The organism is Flammeovirga sp. MY04 (assembly GCF_001682195.2).
Taxonomy (GTDB): domain Bacteria; phylum Bacteroidota; class Bacteroidia; order Cytophagales; family Flammeovirgaceae; genus Flammeovirga; species Flammeovirga yaeyamensis.
On record NZ_CP003560.2, the window covers coordinates 1,500,338 to 1,518,217 of the forward strand.

Annotated in this window: 11 protein-coding genes; 4 read left to right on the top strand and 7 right to left on the bottom strand. The window is 34.8% G+C overall.

The genetic code is table 11. The features are described 5' to 3' along the window. Nucleotides 1–130: 130 nt before the first annotated feature. Nucleotides 131–748 carry a hypothetical protein gene (locus tag MY04_RS06085; RefSeq protein ID WP_158297590.1) on the bottom strand — a complete coding sequence of 206 codons (618 nt, stop codon included), beginning with the start codon at nucleotides 746–748 and terminating at the stop codon, nucleotides 131–133. 845 nt (nucleotides 749–1,593) lie between these two features. On the opposite strand from MY04_RS06085, the gene MY04_RS06090 reads away from it, so the two are divergent. The 4 genes from MY04_RS06090 to MY04_RS06105 all read left to right on the top strand — a co-directional run bounded on the left by MY04_RS06090 (nucleotide 1,594) and on the right by MY04_RS06105 (nucleotide 7,951). Continuing rightward, nucleotides 1,594–2,817, top strand: a complete 1,224-nt coding sequence (locus MY04_RS06090) for a DUF445 domain-containing protein (RefSeq protein WP_066207694.1) — start codon at nucleotides 1,594–1,596, stop codon at nucleotides 2,815–2,817. Nucleotides 2,818–2,936: 119 nt separating this feature from the next. Beyond that, nucleotides 2,937–3,623: an MORN repeat-containing protein gene (locus MY04_RS06095; protein ID WP_084005789.1), complete on the top strand. Its 687-nt coding sequence runs from the start codon at nucleotides 2,937–2,939 to the stop codon at nucleotides 3,621–3,623. Between the two features lie 114 nt (nucleotides 3,624–3,737). Further along, nucleotides 3,738–7,016: an amidohydrolase family protein gene (locus MY04_RS06100; protein WP_066207698.1), complete on the top strand. Its 3,279-nt coding sequence runs from the start codon at nucleotides 3,738–3,740 to the stop codon at nucleotides 7,014–7,016. An 83-nt stretch (nucleotides 7,017–7,099) separates the two neighbouring features. Then, entirely contained in the window at nucleotides 7,100–7,951 is an 852-nt protein-coding gene (locus tag MY04_RS06105) for a putative zinc-binding metallopeptidase (protein ID WP_066207700.1), read from the top strand. 79 nt (nucleotides 7,952–8,030) lie between these two features. Here MY04_RS06105 and MY04_RS06110 read toward each other — a convergent pair whose 3' ends face one another. The 6 genes from MY04_RS06110 to sppA all read right to left on the bottom strand — a co-directional run bounded on the left by MY04_RS06110 (nucleotide 8,031) and on the right by sppA (nucleotide 17,559). Continuing rightward, complete coding sequence (locus tag MY04_RS06110) at nucleotides 8,031–8,909, bottom strand: hypothetical protein (protein WP_066207702.1); 879 nt, start codon at nucleotides 8,907–8,909, stop codon at nucleotides 8,031–8,033. 66 nt (nucleotides 8,910–8,975) lie between these two features. Continuing rightward, nucleotides 8,976–9,983, bottom strand: a complete 1,008-nt coding sequence (locus tag MY04_RS06115; protein WP_066207704.1) for a pirin family protein — start codon at nucleotides 9,981–9,983, stop codon at nucleotides 8,976–8,978. Between the two features lie 62 nt (nucleotides 9,984–10,045). Then, nucleotides 10,046–10,645 carry a YdeI/OmpD-associated family protein gene (locus MY04_RS06120; protein WP_066207706.1) on the bottom strand — a complete coding sequence of 200 codons (600 nt, stop codon included), beginning with the start codon at nucleotides 10,643–10,645 and terminating at the stop codon, nucleotides 10,046–10,048. 80 nt (nucleotides 10,646–10,725) lie between these two features. Then, entirely contained in the window at nucleotides 10,726–14,406 is a 3,681-nt protein-coding gene (gene purL, locus MY04_RS06125) for a phosphoribosylformylglycinamidine synthase (protein WP_066207708.1), read from the bottom strand. Between the two features lie 197 nt (nucleotides 14,407–14,603). Continuing rightward, a complete protein-coding gene (locus MY04_RS06130) occupies nucleotides 14,604–15,506 on the bottom strand; it encodes a hypothetical protein (protein ID WP_066207710.1) in 903 nt (300 codons plus the stop codon). 250 nt (nucleotides 15,507–15,756) lie between these two features. After that, entirely contained in the window at nucleotides 15,757–17,559 is a 1,803-nt protein-coding gene (gene sppA / locus MY04_RS06135; RefSeq protein ID WP_066207711.1) for a signal peptide peptidase SppA, read from the bottom strand. Nucleotides 17,560–17,880 lie beyond the last annotated feature (321 nt).

A 17,880-nucleotide genomic window follows, 5' to 3' on the forward strand; every position in this document is an offset into this window, starting at 1 on the left:
AAGAGTACCTGATTCTTTTTCTATTGAACTAAAGTATCAATTAATTACCGCCAACGTAATGGCTAAACTACGACCAGCGGGTGCGTCACCCGGTGGATGGAGATTAGCTATTGTTAAGGGCTTTGTTTTATTATCTCTCTGTCCAACCAAAGAAATATAACTTATCTCTATCAATCACATACTCAAAAGAGCTAGTATTTTCCTCAAACCAATCTCCAAAACCTACAATCCATTCTTTTTCCAAAGAATTCTTTAATTCATACTCATCGTTCCGTAAGTCAACAAGTTGAATTAGAATAATTTTTTCACCCTTGTTATTTATTAGTCCAAGATATTGTCTGTGAATCTCATCGAGTTTTTTTTGCTCTTTTCGTGCTGCTTCGATTAAAGATTTTTCTCTTTGACCTTTGTTTTTAACGAGATGTTTCCAATCATATGATTCTTTATTTTGCTCAAAGGTTTTCCATTCTGCCTCTAAATACCTTTTATATGCTTTAACAAATTGTTCTTCTAGCTTACTTTCAACCAAGTCGATAGTTAAGCTGTCTGGCGTGAATCTTTGTGCTAAATATTCACGATTGAAGTTAGTTTGATAATCCTTAGAGAATATTACTGATAAGTGCATATCAAATTTTAATACCTTTGTTTGCACTGATTTGCCAACATTTCTCTTAATAACTGTAGCATTTTGTCCCAAAACCAAAGATGGAATCAAAATCAGAATTATACATATTAGTTGTCGTTGCATTGCTTTGCCCTTAACGTAATGGCTAAACTACGACCAGCGGGCGTGTCGACCGATGGATGGAGATTAGCTGTTGTTGCAAAACGTTTATGATTGTTTGCTTTGTGTTTGGTTAAAAAACCACCAAATAGACATTTTTTTATCTTTTCAGCGTGTATCATAACCACCATAAATTATATATTACAATTAACATTTTTATTAATTCAGTTGAAAGAATAATGTCAAAAAAAAATCTAAAATCAACAGTGAACAATATTTTAAAACACCTTTTTATTGAATTGTTTGTTCATCATATAAGGTTCAAATTTAGTAGTTAATTTTGTAACAGGGCGGGTCGCCCGATTGATGAAGTACTAATTTTATTGAACAACAAAAACCATTCGCTGAACCACTTACGTTATGTGTGTTTTTTGAAAGTTAATGTTTCAATTCTGGAACTACTATCTTTCAATGTTTTGCAACATTGGATAAACGCCATGGCGTTTATCCACCCAAATTTACCGGATATACGCCATATGGCATATATCCATTAGTAATAATTATTCCCTCAATTTATCAATCAACTTTCATAATTCAAAGCTGATTGATAATAATTCTAATATAGAATACAAATATCATAACTTACTTATTACAAGTAAAATGTACTTATATAGTATCATAAGACTATTTACAATATAAAAGGGACATATATTTAACATATTTCAATTTAAAACATTTTACTCTCTTAACCGTGTATTACTCGTTTATACTCGTGTAATACTCGGTTATTTCAAAGGTGAAACAATCCATGATATAATAACACTAAAGAAAACATTGTCATCTCATGGAGAAATCTATAACTTTGTATTATGGACAACTTAACAGCATCAGACTTTTTTTTATATATCTCCATTCCATTAATTAGTGGGTTTGTAGGATGGTTTACCAATGCTGCTGCCATTAAAATGATGTTTTACCCCGTTGAATTTTGGGGTATTAAACCTTTTGGATGGCAGGGAATAATTCCTGCTAAATCATTATCTATTGCTTCTAAAGCTGTTGATCTTATTACCAGTAAATTACTTCGTATTGAAGAACAATTTGCACTATTAGATCCTGATGTTGTCAATGAAGAGATTAAAGAATCAGTATCGCAAGTGACTAGAAATGCGGTAGATCTTGTGATGCGTTCTGAATTACCTACTGTGTGGGAAAACGCTCCAGATACTGTTCGTCTAAAAATATATGAGTCTATAGAGGAAAGAGTGCCTAAAGTGACTGAAAGAGTTTTGCATGATATCGGACAAAATATACGTGAAATGCTGGACCTAAAAGAACTTACTCTTGATACCGTTACTACTCACCCTGACCTATTGAATACCATTTTCTGGAAATGTGGAAAAGATGAATTTAAGTTCATCGAGAAATCTGGTTTAATTTTCGGTTTCCTTTTTGGTTTGATTCAAATGGTAATTGCCTACTTTTTTAATCCATGGTGGTTATTACCACTATTCGGTATCCTTACAGGTTATCTTACCAACTGGGTGGCTTTAAAGCTCATATTTCAACCTAAAGAACCTATATATTTCTTTGGTATGAAGTTCCAAGGGCTTTTCTTACAACGCCAAAAAACAGTGGCTTTTGAATATGCTCATTTAATTACCACTAGAATTTTAACCATTGAACGTATATTTCGATATACCCTTAGAAATACGGGCAAGGATAAACTTTCTGAGATCTTTAAACTAAGAATTTCAGAATTAGTCGATGAAACTTATGATGAGATTCGACTTCCTATTAATAGTTTTATAGACGAAAAACTGACAAAGAAACACCTGGACATCATCAAAAATATTGCTCACTTTACATTTATGTCGGAGTTTCATATCTGTATTAGAGATGCCTTTCCATATGCAGAAAGAGTATTTGATCTTCAGAGAAAAATTCAACAAAAAATAGAAGACCTACCTTACGAAGATTTCGAGGGACTACTTCGCCCTGCCTTTCAAGAAGATGAATGGATTTTGATTGTTGTTGGTGCAATCCTAGGTGGTTGTGCTGGTCTTATTCAGTTCTTCCTATTGTTCTATTAAAAATTATCTACCTGTTAATAAACCTTTCTATCCCTTAACGATTGTGAGCGTTTTTCAATATTTCATGAGAATAATGTTCTTTAAATATGACCCAGTTATCTTAAATAAGTAATTCACGCATGAAGAACATACTATCCATACTAATTCTGTTTGTATTAATTTCAAATATATCATTTGCACAATGCATCTCAGGAAACTGTGATGATGGATTTGGTAAAATGATTTACAAGAACCAAGATGTTTATGAAGGCACTTGGAAAAACGGTTATCCTAACGGTAAAGGTAAATTCACTTATGCCCATTCAGTGTATGAAGGCGAATTCTTTAATGGAAATTTTGAGGGTGATGGAAAAATTACTTGGGAGAATGGCACAGTTTACAAAGGTAGTTTCGAAAAAAATGAATTCGATGGTAACGGTATCATGCTATGGGCAGACGGCAGTCGCTACGAAGGACATTTTGTAGATGGCGAACTTTATGGCAATGGTAACCTTGCCTATTCGAACGGTGATGAATACAGAGGTAACTTTTCTAAAGGTAAACCTGACGGAAAAGGTGTTTACTACTACAAGGATGGAAGAAAATATGTGGGAATGTTTTCTAAAGGCTTCTTTAAAGGTGAAGGAACTTTAATTGAAAAAGACGGCACTTACTATTCTGGAATGTTCAAAAAGGGAATGAAAAACGGTAAGGGTAAATTGGTTGAATCTGATAAAGTGATTAATGGTTATTGGGTAAATGATAAACTGAATAAAAAATTCTCTGAAAAAAAAGTGACTCAAAATAAAGATCAAGACAGTAAATAAAGATGATTTGAAAATGTTATATTTTTCTAATTGTCAGCTAATCACTACGCTTATTTTTTGATACCCAATAAGAAGTATAGAAATTCACCACAATTCAATTTTAATACTTCTAACATGATTAAAAAACATACTTTTATCTTCACCCTATGGAGTCTGTTTATTTTTTCTTTGGTTCAAGGACAAGATAAAGAAGACAAATGGGATGTCAATCAACCTCAAAGAGATACCAAAGAGATTAACTTTACAACCGACGAAGGAACTTGGTTAAATCTTGATGTTAGCCCTGATGGAAAAACTATTGTATTCGATCTCCTTGGCGATATATACACTATGCCAATTTCAGGAGGTAAAGCAAAACTGATTCGTTCAGGTATGGCTTGGGAAGTGCAGCCAAAATTCTCTCCCGATGGTAAAAAAATTGCCTTCACTTCTGATGCAGGTGGTGGAGATAATATTTGGGTAATGAATCCGGACGGTTCTGAAGCCAAACAAATTACTAAAGAAACTTTCCGTTTATTAAATAATCCAACATGGACGGAAGACAGCCAATACATTATCGCTAGAAAGCATTTCACTTTTACACGTTCATTAGGTGCAGGCGCTATGCATATGTACCACATTTCTGGTGGTGAAGGAATTGAATTGGTTGCTCGCAAAAATGAACAACAAGATATCAACCAACCAGAGTTATCTCCTGATGGAAAAATTCTTTATTATGTAGAAGACATGTATCCTGGAGGATTCTTCCAATACAATAAAGATCCAAACAATCAGATATACGTTATCAAATCGTATAACAGAGAGAATGGTGAAACAAATACAGTGGTCAGCGGTCCAGGTGGAGCTATCGGTCCTAAGGTATCTCATGATGGCAAGAAACTTTCTTTTATCAGAAGAGTAAGAACAAAATCTGTTTTGTATATCCACGATTTTGAAACAAGAGCACAAAAGCCATTGTTCGATCAATTGGAAAAAGATCAACAAGAAGCATGGGCTATTTTTGGTCCATCGCCTAAATATGCTTGGACTCCTGATGACAAATACATTATCATTTGGGGCAACGGAGGTAAAATCTGGAAAGTAGATACCACTACTGGCCAAGGTGAAATCATTCCTTTCGAAGCAGAAGTCAAACAAAAAGTCACAGAAGCTTTACGTTTTAAGCACGAAGTTGCACCAGAAGAATTTACAGCCAAAGCACTAAGAAACGTCACTACTTCTAAAGATGGAAAAACAATTTATTTCCATGCGGCTGGCTACCTTTATTCTAAGAAATTACCAAAAGGAAAGCCTCAGCGATTAACATCACAAAATGATGCTTTCGAATACGAACCAAGCATTTCTCCTAATGGTGAGCAAATGATTTATGTGACTTGGAACGATCAAGAGAAAGGTAAAATTATCATCAGAGATATTAAAGCTAAAACTGAGGAAACTATTGATTTACCAAAAGGTATTTACAGAAGACCTCAATTTTCTCCTGATGGAAAATCTATTGTTTTTGTAAAAGAAAGTGGTAATAACCAACAAGGTTACGTTTATACAGGCGAATCTGGAGTGTATACCCTTCAATTAAATGATATTTCTTCTTTGAAAAAAGTAAGTGAGGATGGCGATTTCCCTAAGTTTAATGCAAAAGGCGATCGTATTTTCTTCCAATCCGGTGGATTCTTTTTTGGTTCTTTAAAGAAAGCATTTAAAAGTGTGGATCTGAATGGACAAGATTTAAAAACTCACTTCACTACAAAGTATACGAATCAATTCGTTCCTTCACCAGATAACAAATGGGTGGCATTTACGGAACTCTTTAAAGTATATATCGCTCCAATGCCTTTAGCAGGTAAACCTATCAACCTTTCATCGGGAACAAAAGCAATTCCAGTAGCCCAAGTTGCTCAAGACGCGGGATATAATATCCATTGGTCATCAGATAGTAAATCTTTGCATTGGTCTTTAGGTGATGAATATTTTACTACAAACTTATCTGATTCATTCGAATTTGTGGACGGTAAAAAGCCTGTAGATCCTTTATCAGAAGGTACTACAATTGGTTTGACCTTATCATCTGATAAACCAACAACAAGTATTCTATTGAAGAATGCTCGCATTATTACTGTAAATGGAAGCGATGAAGTATTGGAAGGCACAGATCTTTTGATAAAAGAAAATAGAATCGTAGAAATCGGTAAAAACCTAACTGTTGGTAAAGACGTTGAAGTCATCGACTGTACTGGTAAAACAATCATGCCGGGTATTGTAGATGCACACGCTCACCTTGGTGCTTTCCGTTTGGGTCTTTCTGCTCAACAAAATTGGCCCTATTATGCCAACCTTGCTTATGGAGTCACGACTACTCACGATCCTTCCGCTAATTCGGAGATGGTATTTAACCAATCAGAAATGGTGAGAACGGGTGCAATGGTAGGTCCACGTATTTATTCAACAGGTGTTATTCTTTATGGTGCAGATGGGGATTTCAAAGCAAAGATCAACTCTTTGGATGATGCTCGATCGGCCATTAGGAGAACTAAAGCTTGGGGAGCTATTTCAGTAAAATCGTACAATCAACCAAGAAGAGATCAACGTCAGCAAGTCATTAAAGCAGCTGAGGAAAATGAGATTATGGTAGTACCGGAAGGTGGTTCGACATTCTATCATAATATGTCGATGATATTGGATGGTCATACAGGTATTGAGCACAACATTCCTGTGACTCCAGTATTTAACGATGTGCAAGAACTATGGTCGCAAACAAATGTGGGCTACACTCCTACTTTAATTGTGAATTATGGTGGTGTGAATGGTGAATACTATTGGTACCAACATACCAATGTTTGGGAAAAAGAAACTTTATTAAACTTCACTCCTAGAGCTATTATAGATAGTCGTTCGAGACATAGAACAATGGTTCCGGAAGAAGAATATAAAATTGGACATATTGCCACTTCAGAATCTGCTAAAATGTTGACCGATAAAGGTGTAAAAGTCAACTTGGGAGCACACGGACAAATTCAAGGAATTGGTGCACATTGGGAATTATGGATGCTTGCTCAAGGTGGTATGACTGAGTTGGAAGCACTTAGAGCAGCCACATACAATGGTGCGCACTACCTAGGTTTAGACGATGAAATTGGATCATTAGAAAAAGGGAAACTTGCCGATCTAATCATCTTAGATAAAAATCCATTGGAGGATATTCATAATACCGAATTCATTCATCAAGTAATGATTAATGGAGTTGTTTATGACTCTAAAACTATGAACGAAGCCTTACCAAACGGTAAAGAGAGAAAGAAGTTCTATTGGGAAGAGGAAGGATACAATCCTCAATTCGAATGGCACGAACAAACCAATAATTTTACAGTTCCAAAGTGTGGATGTAGTTTACACTAATAAAATATTGTATTATACAAAGAAGTCTATGGTCTATACCATAGGCTTTTTTTATTTTTATTGATGTATAATTATCAATCAATATGAAAAAAATTTACTGCCTCACTTTATTATTTCTACTTTCTATTAACTGTTCTCTTCAAGCCCAAAAAGAACTTGATGATGAAGTGGGTGAAACTATTGGTATTTGGACCATAAATAACGGAGGATTAATTACCAATGATAAATACAATGATAAAGAAGGTAAAAAATATTGGAGTTATATAATGAGTGTATTACCTCATGATCTTATTAATGAATATGTCGTTCGCTTTCGCCTCTACACTGATGGCATACAGGACGATCTAGGTGGTTTTAATTCTATGTCAGAATCCAATAAAGAGTGGACCATAGAATTTGATATTGCCGATATGGATTTAAATAGTGAAAATCCAGATTATGTTGAAGATTATCAGCACACTTTAATTCATGAATTTGGCCACTTAATTAGCTTAAACGCCTCTCAAATGCAACCCACAGAAGACGAATACCAAGATGATAGCAAAGGGTATTTAACCTCGGAAGGTTATGCTATTAAAGGAAGTTATATGGATAAATACATAAAAGCTTTTTGGGGAGATGATATACTTTTTGAATGGGATAAAATTGCTGCTATTAAAAATGAAAATAAAAGAGTTCGTAAACTTCAGAATTTCTACTATAAATACGATAACGAATTTGTAAGTGATTATGCTTGTGAGAGTCCGGAAGAAGATTTTGCAGAATCTTGGACTTTCTTTGTACTATGTGATATTTCTGAACCAAAAAACGTAAAAGAAGATAAAGTCATCTTTTTTCATCAATTCCCTGAACTGGTAGAATACAGAAAGAAAATTAGATCTAAATTAAAGATGATTCCGAATAATTATCTGGAAAGATATATGGCTAAAGAATAAAAAACTCGTATCAAAAACCCTAAAATTAATTCTTGTGTTTTTGATACGAGAAAAGTTGTATTGTTAAGATAGTAGTTTCTTAAAACTGTATTGAGTAGGTCTCATCTTGACCAGAAATCTTTAATTCAGCTTTTCTGTCACAACCATCTCCAAAATCTAAAGTGGCAAATATATTTTGATCTTCTGTATTTGTAAAAGTGAAATCAATGATTCCTTGTGTTGGAATTCCATTATAAGAATGAACACATTCAGAAGTTAACAGTAAAGGAGTATTTATTTCATTGGCATATGACCAACCTCCTCTATTTTTTCCAGAAGAAATACCTGCTCTCTCCCATTGCCAATAAACCGATCTATCTTGAAGGGTATATTCAAAAAGAGATTCTTGTCCCCACAAAGATTCACGCTCATCTATTCTACTTCCGTCCTCAAAATCAACGCTTCCGTTAGTTAAGAGTACTCTTTCCGATCTTTCGATTATATATTGCGTTCCCTCTTCGTTAAAATAAGTCTTCTCAGAACCTTCGATCACTTTTATACTGTTATAAATATTTCCATTTACATGAAGGTCTTCATAATTCACGATGCGGTTTACTTTATTCTGTAAATCATTGTAAGTTACTTTAACCATACCATCTATTTCATTACCCCATTGATCACGGTAATCAGTAAAAGTATAGACATAGATCAGTCCATCATCAGAAATTATTAAATCGATCATGGGTACGGGTGACATTAACTGTCTAGAACCAGAACTTAATAAAACTTCTGTATTGAATGCTTCTAATGATTGATCAACTAAACGTTCATCACCATCTATCTTACTGTTATTTACTAATAACTCATTGATATTGGGGTTTGACGTGCTAAAATCATCTTCCGATAAATCATCTGATAATTCACACGAGCATATGAAAAGACAAAAGAATATTGCTGTAAGTATATTTTGTAGTTTCATCTTAAAAAATTTGATGTTCTACAAAAATAACAATTAACTAGGTCTTATTGACAAATTTTAATACAATTATTTACTCTTTTCTTCCAATTTTCCGTCAGGGTAAACTGCAAAACGTCCTTTTGATTTATCATGCACCTTTTCTTTTTCTTCCCAAGGCCACCCACCAAATTCTGTACGTTGGTAATCGTTAAATGCATCTTGTAATTCTTCTTTTGTATTCATTACAAAAGGTCCGTGTTGAGCCACAGGTTCATTTATTGGTTTTCCTTGTAATACCAAAATATACGCTTCCGATTGATTAGTACTTATAGTAATCACCTCATTTTCATTTACATGAATACAAGAATTCTTTGTAATCAATTGATCTTCAATTTGTACTTCTTCACCTCTGTAGAAATACAAAGTCCTGTTTGTCCCTTCCACTGTAGAAGGTAATTGATAAGTGGTATGAGGTGCTAAATGAATTTTCCAAACAGCTACATTATTCTCCTTAACACTTGCCCAAGAATCGTTTGTCGTTCCTAAAGGATTCGTTTCTTTGTATTTTCCAGCAATCACTTTTACAGAAACCTTATCATCGTTTTCTTTAACAATTGGAATATCTTCTGACCAAAGCATCTTATAATCAGGAGCTACCATTTTGCTTTTGGCAGGGAGGTTTAACCAAATCTGAAATAACTCTAATGGATTTTCTTTATCGGTAGCTAACAATGGGAACATCTCGGAATGTTGTACTCCTTTTCCTGCAGTCATCCATTGTACATCACCATTTCCAAAACGGCCATAAGCCCCTAAAGAATCCGAGTGATCTGCAAATCCTTCTTCCACTACCGTAATCGTTTCAAAACCTCTGTGTGGATGATACGGAAAACCAGGAATCTTTCTTCCATGATACATACTCCATCCATCTTTACTCGAAAAATCGCTTCCTACATTTCTACCCTCTAAGGAAACTGATATACTCATATCTTCATTCCCTTTAGGATATACCTCCTTATGATGTGCTGTAAATAAAAATGGATCTAATGTTGGCCACTGTGCCCCAATACTTACTATTTGATGTATCTTTTTCATAGTGTTTTTAGTTGTTTAAACAAATGTAGGTATTTTATTTGTTTAAACAAATATTGTAACCACTATTTATATTTATCATTTAAACCTACACCTTCTTTTATCATAGGTTTAATCTTCTCCAATCGGCTTAATTTAGTGGCATCTCTTTTAGCTGTTTCTATATATTCAGCATATTCCTTTCGCTTTCCTGGAGTTAATGTATCAAATGATGATTTTAATGAAGGATCCTCAGCCAATGCAGTAATTAATAATTGGGGTAACACAACAGTGGTGGTTTTCTTATTCATTTCCACTTCTCTTCCTGCTTTCTGATTATCGATGGCTTCTTTAACATAATCTATGATCACCTCTTTGGCATCCATTAGTTCTTCTAGGCTTTGAAACCTCCATTGCCTTAGTCCTTTTGTCTTTCCTTCCTGGGCATTATACAATACTTTTTGTTTGTCCTTCAATAATGCTCCATGATGAAACCACAATCCTACATATTGCTTAAAAGCTGCCATTCCGATGACATTTTTACCTTTGATCATATAAATCGGAGCTCCCCATTTTACACCCTCTTCCAATTCTGTATCCAATAGTAAGGCTCTGAGAAACTCTAAAGCACTACCCCATTGTTCAGATCCATTAATGTAGGCATCGACCGTTTTATATCCTTTCATACGTTATGTGTTATCAGTTTTAAAAAATAAAAAAGCCTCCACAAATGAATGTGGAGGCTAAATATATCAATTTTTATTGATTACTTCGTTTGCTCAGCAACCCAATTCTTAGCATTTACAAATGCTTCGATCCAAGGAGAAACTTCGTCGTTTCTTTCTGGGTAATGTGCCCAGTTCCAAGGGAAGATTGCACGCTCCAAGTGAGGCATCATTACTAAATGACGACCATCTTCTGAAGCTAAAGCGGCTGTATTGAAAGCAGAACCGTTAGGGTTAGCTGGATATGTTTCGTATCCGTACTTACCTACGATATTGTATTGCTCTTCTGCGTAAGGAAGATCGAATTTACCTTCACCGTGTGCCACCCAAACACCCAAACGAGTATTTGATAACGATTTCAACATCACTGCATTATTCTCAGGGATTTCCATGTTCACGAAACCTGATTCAAATTTGTGAGAGTTGTTGTGTAACATTTTAGGTTTTTGATCATGTCCTTTAGTTACTAAACCAAGTTCGATCATCAACTGACATCCGTTACAAACACCTAATGAAAGTGTATCTCCTCTAGCGTAGAAGTTGTCTAACGCTTGTTTTGCTTTTTCGTTGTAAAGGAAAGCACCTGCCCATCCTTTTGCAGAACCTAAAACGTCTGAGTTAGAGAATCCACCAACGAATACAATGAAGTTCACATCTGAAAGATCTTCTCTACCAGAGATAAGGTCAGTCATATGAACATCTTTTACATCAAATCCAGCTAAGTGCATAGAGTAAGCCATTTCTCTATCACCGTTTACACCTTTCTCACGAATGATAGCTGCTTTGATACCTGATTTTTCTTTACGATCAGCATCAATTCCATAAGCAGAAAGTTGACCTGTAAAGTTTTCAGGGTAAGTGTAATGTAAAGGAGAGATCTTATACGACTCATAACGTTCTTTTGCATTCTCAGCGCCAGATTGTTGTCTATCTAATAAATAAGATGTTTTCGTCCATACATCACGTAGTTCTTCTGTATTGAACTCTAAAGTAGTGTCTTGGAACTTTACTTTAGTGGCTCCACCTTCAACAGCAGTACCAATTACTTTGAAGTTGATACCAGCATCTTCTAATTTAGAGAATGCTCTTTCGTCTTCAACTTGGAAAATTACTGATGGCGTTTCAGAGAACAAGATATTCACTAAGCTTTCTTGAGAAAGATCAGTAATATCGATATCGTAAGCTACATTCTTAGATGGGAATGTCATTTCAAGTAAAGCAGTGATTAAACCACCTGCTGACACGTCGTGGCCTGAAACGATTCTACCTTCTTTGATTAATGTCTGAATTGCTTCAAATCCTTTTGCAAAGTAATCTGCATCCTGAACTGAAGAAACTCGCTTACCTACTTTATTTAAAACTTGAGCTAATGATGATCCACCTAAAGCATAACCATCTTTTGCTAAGTCTACATAGATTAATTTCTTACCTACTTTTGCTACTGGCTCAACAACTTGTTTCAGGTCAGATACTTCACCAACAGTAGAAATAATTACTGTACCTGGAGAGTATACTTTCTCATCACCGTATTTTTGAGTCATTGAAAGTGAATCCTTACCTGTTGGGATATTCACTCCTAATTGAATAGCGAAGTCAGAACAAGCTTCAACTGCTCTATATAAACGAGCATCTTCACCTTCGTTCTTACAAGGCCACATCCAGTTTGCAGAAAGAGAAACTGATTTTAAACCGCCTTCTAGAGGAGCCCAAACCATGTTTGTTAATGCTTCTGAGATCGCATTTCTTGAACCTGCAGCAGGATCAATCAAAGCAGCTACTGGAGCATGTCCAATAGAAGTAGCAATACCCGCTTTACCTCTGTAATCACAAGCCATTACTGAAACGTTGTTCAATGGTAATTGTAATTCACCAGCTGTTTGTTGCTTCGCTACACGTCCAGTTACAGAACGGTCTACTTTGTTTGTTAACCAATCTTTTGATGCTACTGCTTCTAATTGAAGTACATCATTTAAATACTCATGAACCTTCACTGCATCCGTTTCTACCTGAGAGAAGTTAGGGTCAATTGTTGTATCCTTTAAGATTGTTTTAGGAGCACTACCAAACATATAGTCCAATGGCATATCTATCGGTGCCTCTCCCGTTTTTGAATCTTTAAAAGTAAATTGCATGTCGCCTGTTGTCTCACCTACTACGTAGAATGGAGAACGCTCACGCTCTGCAACTTTCTGTAAAGTATCAATATGTTTTTCGTCGATTACCAATCCCATTCTTTCTTGAGATTCGTTACCTACGATTTCTTTTGCTGATAAAGTTGGATCACCTACTGGAAGTTTATCCAAATCAATTCTACCACCTGTTTCTTCTACTAATTCTGAAAGACAGTTCAAGTGTCCACCTGCACCGTGATCGTGAATTGAAACAATTGGGTTGTCTTCTGACTCTGCCATTGCACGAACTGCGTTGTACACACGTTTCTGCATTTCAGGGTTGGAACGTTGGATTGCATTCAACTCGATAGAATTAGAGAATTCACCAGTAGCTACCGAAGAAACAGCGCCACCGCCCATACCAATTCTATAGTTGTCACCACCCATAACAACCACTTTATCACCTTTCTTTGGTGTATTTTTTAAAGCGTCTCTTTTCTTAGCATAACCAACACCACCTGCAAGCATAATCACTTTATCGAAACCGTGTTTCTTATCTGATTCCTCATGCTCGAAAGTCAATACTGATCCAGCGATCAAAGGCATACCGAATTTGTTACCAAAATCCGATGCTCCATTGGATGCTTTAATCAAGATTTCCATTGGCGTTTGGTATAACCAAGGACGTTCTTTCATTCCGTCTTCCCACTTTCTATCTTTTTCAAGACGAGAGTATGAAGTCATATATACAGCAGTGCCTGCTAAAGGCATAGAACCTGTACCACCTGCAACACGGTCACGAATTTCACCTCCAGAACCAGTAGCTGCACCGTTAAAAGGCTCTACTGTAGTTGGGAAGTTATGTGTTTCCGCTTTTAATGAAATTACTGATTCGTATTCCGAAGTCTCGAAGAAATCTGGTTTGTCCTGAGTTTTAGGAGCAAACTGTTCTGCTTTAGGACCTTGAATAAAGGCTACGTTATCTGAGTAAGCAGAAACTAAATTATCTGGAGCTTCTTGAGAAGTCTTTTTGATTAACTTGAATAAAGAAGTAGGTTTCTCTTCTCCATCAATTTCAAAAATACCATTAAAGATTTTGTGGCGACAGTGTTCTGAGTTCACTTGTGCGAAGCCATATACTTCTGAATCAGTTAGCTTTCTGTTCATCTTTTCACTTACTTCATTTAAGTAAGTTACTTCCTCTTCACTTAGAGCTAAACCTTCCTCCTTGTTGTAAGCTGCAATATCTTCGATAAGCTGAATTGGCTCTGGTTTTACATCAATTGTGTAAATTGAACCATCCAAACCTTCGTAAAGTGCTTGCAACATTGGATCGAATTCAGCGGCTTTTTCCGATGCTACTTGAAGAAATTCTTCAATACGGATCAAACCTTCAATACCCATGTTTTGAGTAATTTCCACCGCGTTTGTACTCCAAGGAGTCAACATTTCTTTACGTGGACCAATAAACCATCCTTCTAGTGAAGTTTGCTCAAGGATTTGAGCGTTTCCGAATAACCAAGATAGTTTTTCTAAGTTATCTTGAGATAATGCCTTACCGGCGTGGACTGCGAATACGTTATCTGTATTGCCTCGAAAAAAGAGTACCATTTTGCGTATATGATTTCAACTGCTTGAATATGCCCCCAAAAGTAAGGTTAATTTTATTATTTATTCATATTTCTGAAAAAAACATCATCAAAAATTAAGTTAATATGATTAATCCAAAAAAAAACAGGTACTAAAAATTCATCTAGTACCTGATCTGTTACGTGTTGATTATTGGTTAAGGTATATAGGTGGAGAAATCAATCCATCACAATTTCAATTTTCGAAATATCTCTAGCTATTTCAGAATCAATTATTTCTGTGATTTTAAATTTCCCATTTAAATCTTTTATATCTATTAAATGATCTGATGTGACTGCTTTATTGTGGATCACATTATCATCAGTGTCTTTCCAATTGATGTTAACAATAGAATTGGTCTTTTTGTCAAACATTATTTTGCCATGAAGTTCTAGGGCTGTCTTTTTTTCAAAAATCTTTATCACATTACTGGTGAGATGGAAAAAGTGACCATTCTTATTATTTTGGCTAAAATATTGAACATCTGGATTTACTTTACTGTAGTTTTGAGTTACTTCAGATGTATACGGCACAGATACTGTGGGGACCATATCAAATAGTGTAAGGTAAGCCAAAGAGGTGAAAATTACTGCCCCGAAGGAACAAGCTACTAAAAGTGTTTTAATGGATTCTCTTTCAATGATTTTTCTTTGCCTTGCTTCTTTTTTTAATGAGCTTAATAACTGAAGCGACTTTTCATCCAATGGATTTATTTCTAATGCTTTGTTGGCAAAATTGATGGATTGCTCCCTATCTGCCTTCTTTTCGTCCTCATAATATTTATTCGCATAACAAGAGGCAGTGAGGAATAAACATTTTACATTAAAGGGGTTTATACTAAGTGCTTGATCTAATTCATAAATAGCATCTTCCCAATTTTTATATTTATGGTACCCTATGGCTCTAGCCAAGTGTGATGAAAAAAGATCTTGCATGCGAATCCAATCCAAATCGGACAGGCCCATTTCTAAAGCCATGGATTTTAAATCAGCTTGGGTTACTTTATTATTATGACTCTCTTTTATTTCATACAATCTTTCTATAAAACGAGAAAGATGATCATTCTTGGGCAACGCTTTCATAAGATAGTAGTTGGGTATTCTTAATATACATAAGATAAACATTGTAAAAATGTATTGAAACTTTCCGGGCAAAAGATGTAAAATGTATTAAGGAAATTCTTAGAAAGTTACAATTAACGGGTTACTTATTAATAACTAAATTTTCGGTATGATAGTTTAGTGATAATCAAAAAATCATTGTGTATATCAAAAAAATGAAAAAAGCCCCTATCATCAAATGATAGAGGCTTTTTGTAATATTCAAATAAATCTATGGTCTTTCGAATCCTTCGATCTCTTGATAATAAGGTATGGATGCTTGAACTCCTTTCATAGAATTCATCCACTTAAAGGTTTTATCCATGTATGTCGCATACTCTCCATACATATATGTTTTCACTCTTGCTTTAGCTGAATTATCTAAATTCGTCAAGAATTCTTGTAAAAAGTCTTTTTCACCAGGGAAATGTTCTATTTGATAATCATCATTCTCCAATTCAGCCAATGAAGCAGCTATTTCGATGGCTTTATCAATTCCTCCTAGTTCATCTACTAAACCCACTTCTTTTGCTTGTTCACCAGTCCAAACACGACCTTGTGCGATTTTAAGAATGTCTTCGACTTTCATTTTTCTACCTTGTGCTACTTTAGAAGTAAATGTTTCATACCCTTCTTCTACACTTGCTTGAATAATTTGTCTATCTTCTTCAGAGAAATCATCCAAAACAGACTGAAAGTTAGAAAACTTACCAGTAGACACTGCATAAGTTTGTAAGCCTAATTTCTTATTAACTAATTCTGATGGATTAAAAGCTAAACCGAAAATACCTATAGAACCTGTAATAGTGTTAGGGTAAGCGATAATTTTATCACAACCCGCTGAAATATAGTAACCACCTGATGCTGCATAAGTTGACATTGAAGCCACTACAGGTTTCTTCTCTTTTAATTTTTCGATGGCTCTCCAAATTAGATCCGAAGATAATGCACTTCCTCCAGGTGAGTTCACTCTTAAAACAACAGCACTTACATCATCATCTTCAGCCAAATCATTAATATTCTCGACTAAGTCTTTATTACTAATAACTGTTTGACCGCTTTCTTTCTTTCCGTAGATAATCTCACCCTCTGCAGATAAAATAGCTATTTTACCTTCACCTCTTCTTCTTGGTCTTGCATCTAATGCATCTTTATACTTTGAGTAACCTACAGTATTTACATCAGAGAAACTTTCCAATTCAAACTTTTCAGCTAAATATTCTTTTACTTGATCTACGTAAACCAACTCATCTACAAAATTGTAATGAAGAGCGTCTTTAGCGTTACGGATTTTCATGTTGTTAGAAATATCTCTAATCTCATCAAGTCCTAAACCTCTTGAAGCTGCAACACCTTCCAAATAATGATTATATAAGTTATTCAGATAAGAAGTGATTTGTTCTCTGTTAGCATCACTCATTTTATCAGTTAGGAATGGCTCAACTGCTGATTTATATTTCCCAACTCTGAATACTTCAGGTTCTACACCAATTTTTTCAAAGAACTTTTTGTAGTACATTATTTCAGACGACAAACCATTAAATTCTAACCCTCCATGAGGATTCAAAAAGATTTTGTCTGATTCTGAAATCACATAATAACCAGCTTCTGAAATACCATCCGCATAAGCCCATACAAATTTATCGTTTGACTTAAACTCTTCTAATGCTTCTCTAACTTCAATTGCCATTGGCATTGATCCACCAAAAGTACCTCCTTTTAAATAGATACCAGAAATATTGTCGTCTTTTGCTGCTTTATCGATTACATCAACAAAATCATGTATTCCTATTGCCGAATTTGATGGAAAATAACTCGAATTAAATTTTTCGAATGGATCAGTTTCACCTATTTCTTTAAAGCTTTTTGAAATATCGAGAACTAATACTGAATTAGGGTCAATTTTAGACGGTTCACTTTTGCTTGAAGCTGCTATAATCACCCCAAACATCATTGCTGAAAACAAGAAAATAATTGCGGAAGAAATAAATACGCCTACTATAACTGCAAGGGTAGTTTTTAAAAAACCTTTCATAAAAAATGAAGTAATTTTAATTAGTTGATAACTTATAAGAACAATTTATGACGACTTAGAGATGCTCATTGATAGTTTTTAGAGTTTATATTAAAGTTTCAAAAGCTTGTTCTAATATTTTTCAATTTAAGAAGAAAGATTTTATAAATCATAAAAAATATTTTGATATTTCAACATACCAACACCTTACACCAATAATCAATACTTATTTGTATTTCGTAATTGTATATATCCAACAATGAATTGACTTATCCCTTTATCTTGATGCTAAAAATAGACACAATTTGTTAATATACCGGGTAAGAGTACAATTTTAGTCTA

Coding starts and splice junctions, on each gene's coding strand:
- MY04_RS06115 (WP_066207704.1), bottom strand. CDS start 9,983: ATGAAAAAGATACATCAAATAGTAAGTATTGGGGCACAGTGGCCAACA.
- purL (WP_066207708.1), bottom strand. CDS start 14,406: ATGGTACTCTTTTTTCGAGGCAATACAGATAACGTATTCGCAGTCCAC.
- MY04_RS06105 (WP_066207700.1), top strand. CDS start 7,100: ATGAAAAAAATTTACTGCCTCACTTTATTATTTCTACTTTCTATTAAC.
- sppA (WP_066207711.1), bottom strand. CDS start 17,559: ATGAAAGGTTTTTTAAAAACTACCCTTGCAGTTATAGTAGGCGTATTT.
- MY04_RS06130 (WP_066207710.1), bottom strand. CDS start 15,506: ATGAAAGCGTTGCCCAAGAATGATCATCTTTCTCGTTTTATAGAAAGA.
- MY04_RS06110 (WP_066207702.1), bottom strand. CDS start 8,909: ATGAAACTACAAAATATACTTACAGCAATATTCTTTTGTCTTTTCATA.
- MY04_RS06100 (WP_066207698.1), top strand. CDS start 3,738: ATGATTAAAAAACATACTTTTATCTTCACCCTATGGAGTCTGTTTATT.
- MY04_RS06085 (WP_158297590.1), bottom strand. CDS start 748: ATGCAACGACAACTAATATGTATAATTCTGATTTTGATTCCATCTTTG.
- MY04_RS06090 (WP_066207694.1), top strand. CDS start 1,594: ATGGACAACTTAACAGCATCAGACTTTTTTTTATATATCTCCATTCCA.
- MY04_RS06095 (WP_084005789.1), top strand. CDS start 2,937: ATGAAGAACATACTATCCATACTAATTCTGTTTGTATTAATTTCAAAT.
- MY04_RS06120 (WP_066207706.1), bottom strand. CDS start 10,645: ATGAAAGGATATAAAACGGTCGATGCCTACATTAATGGATCTGAACAA.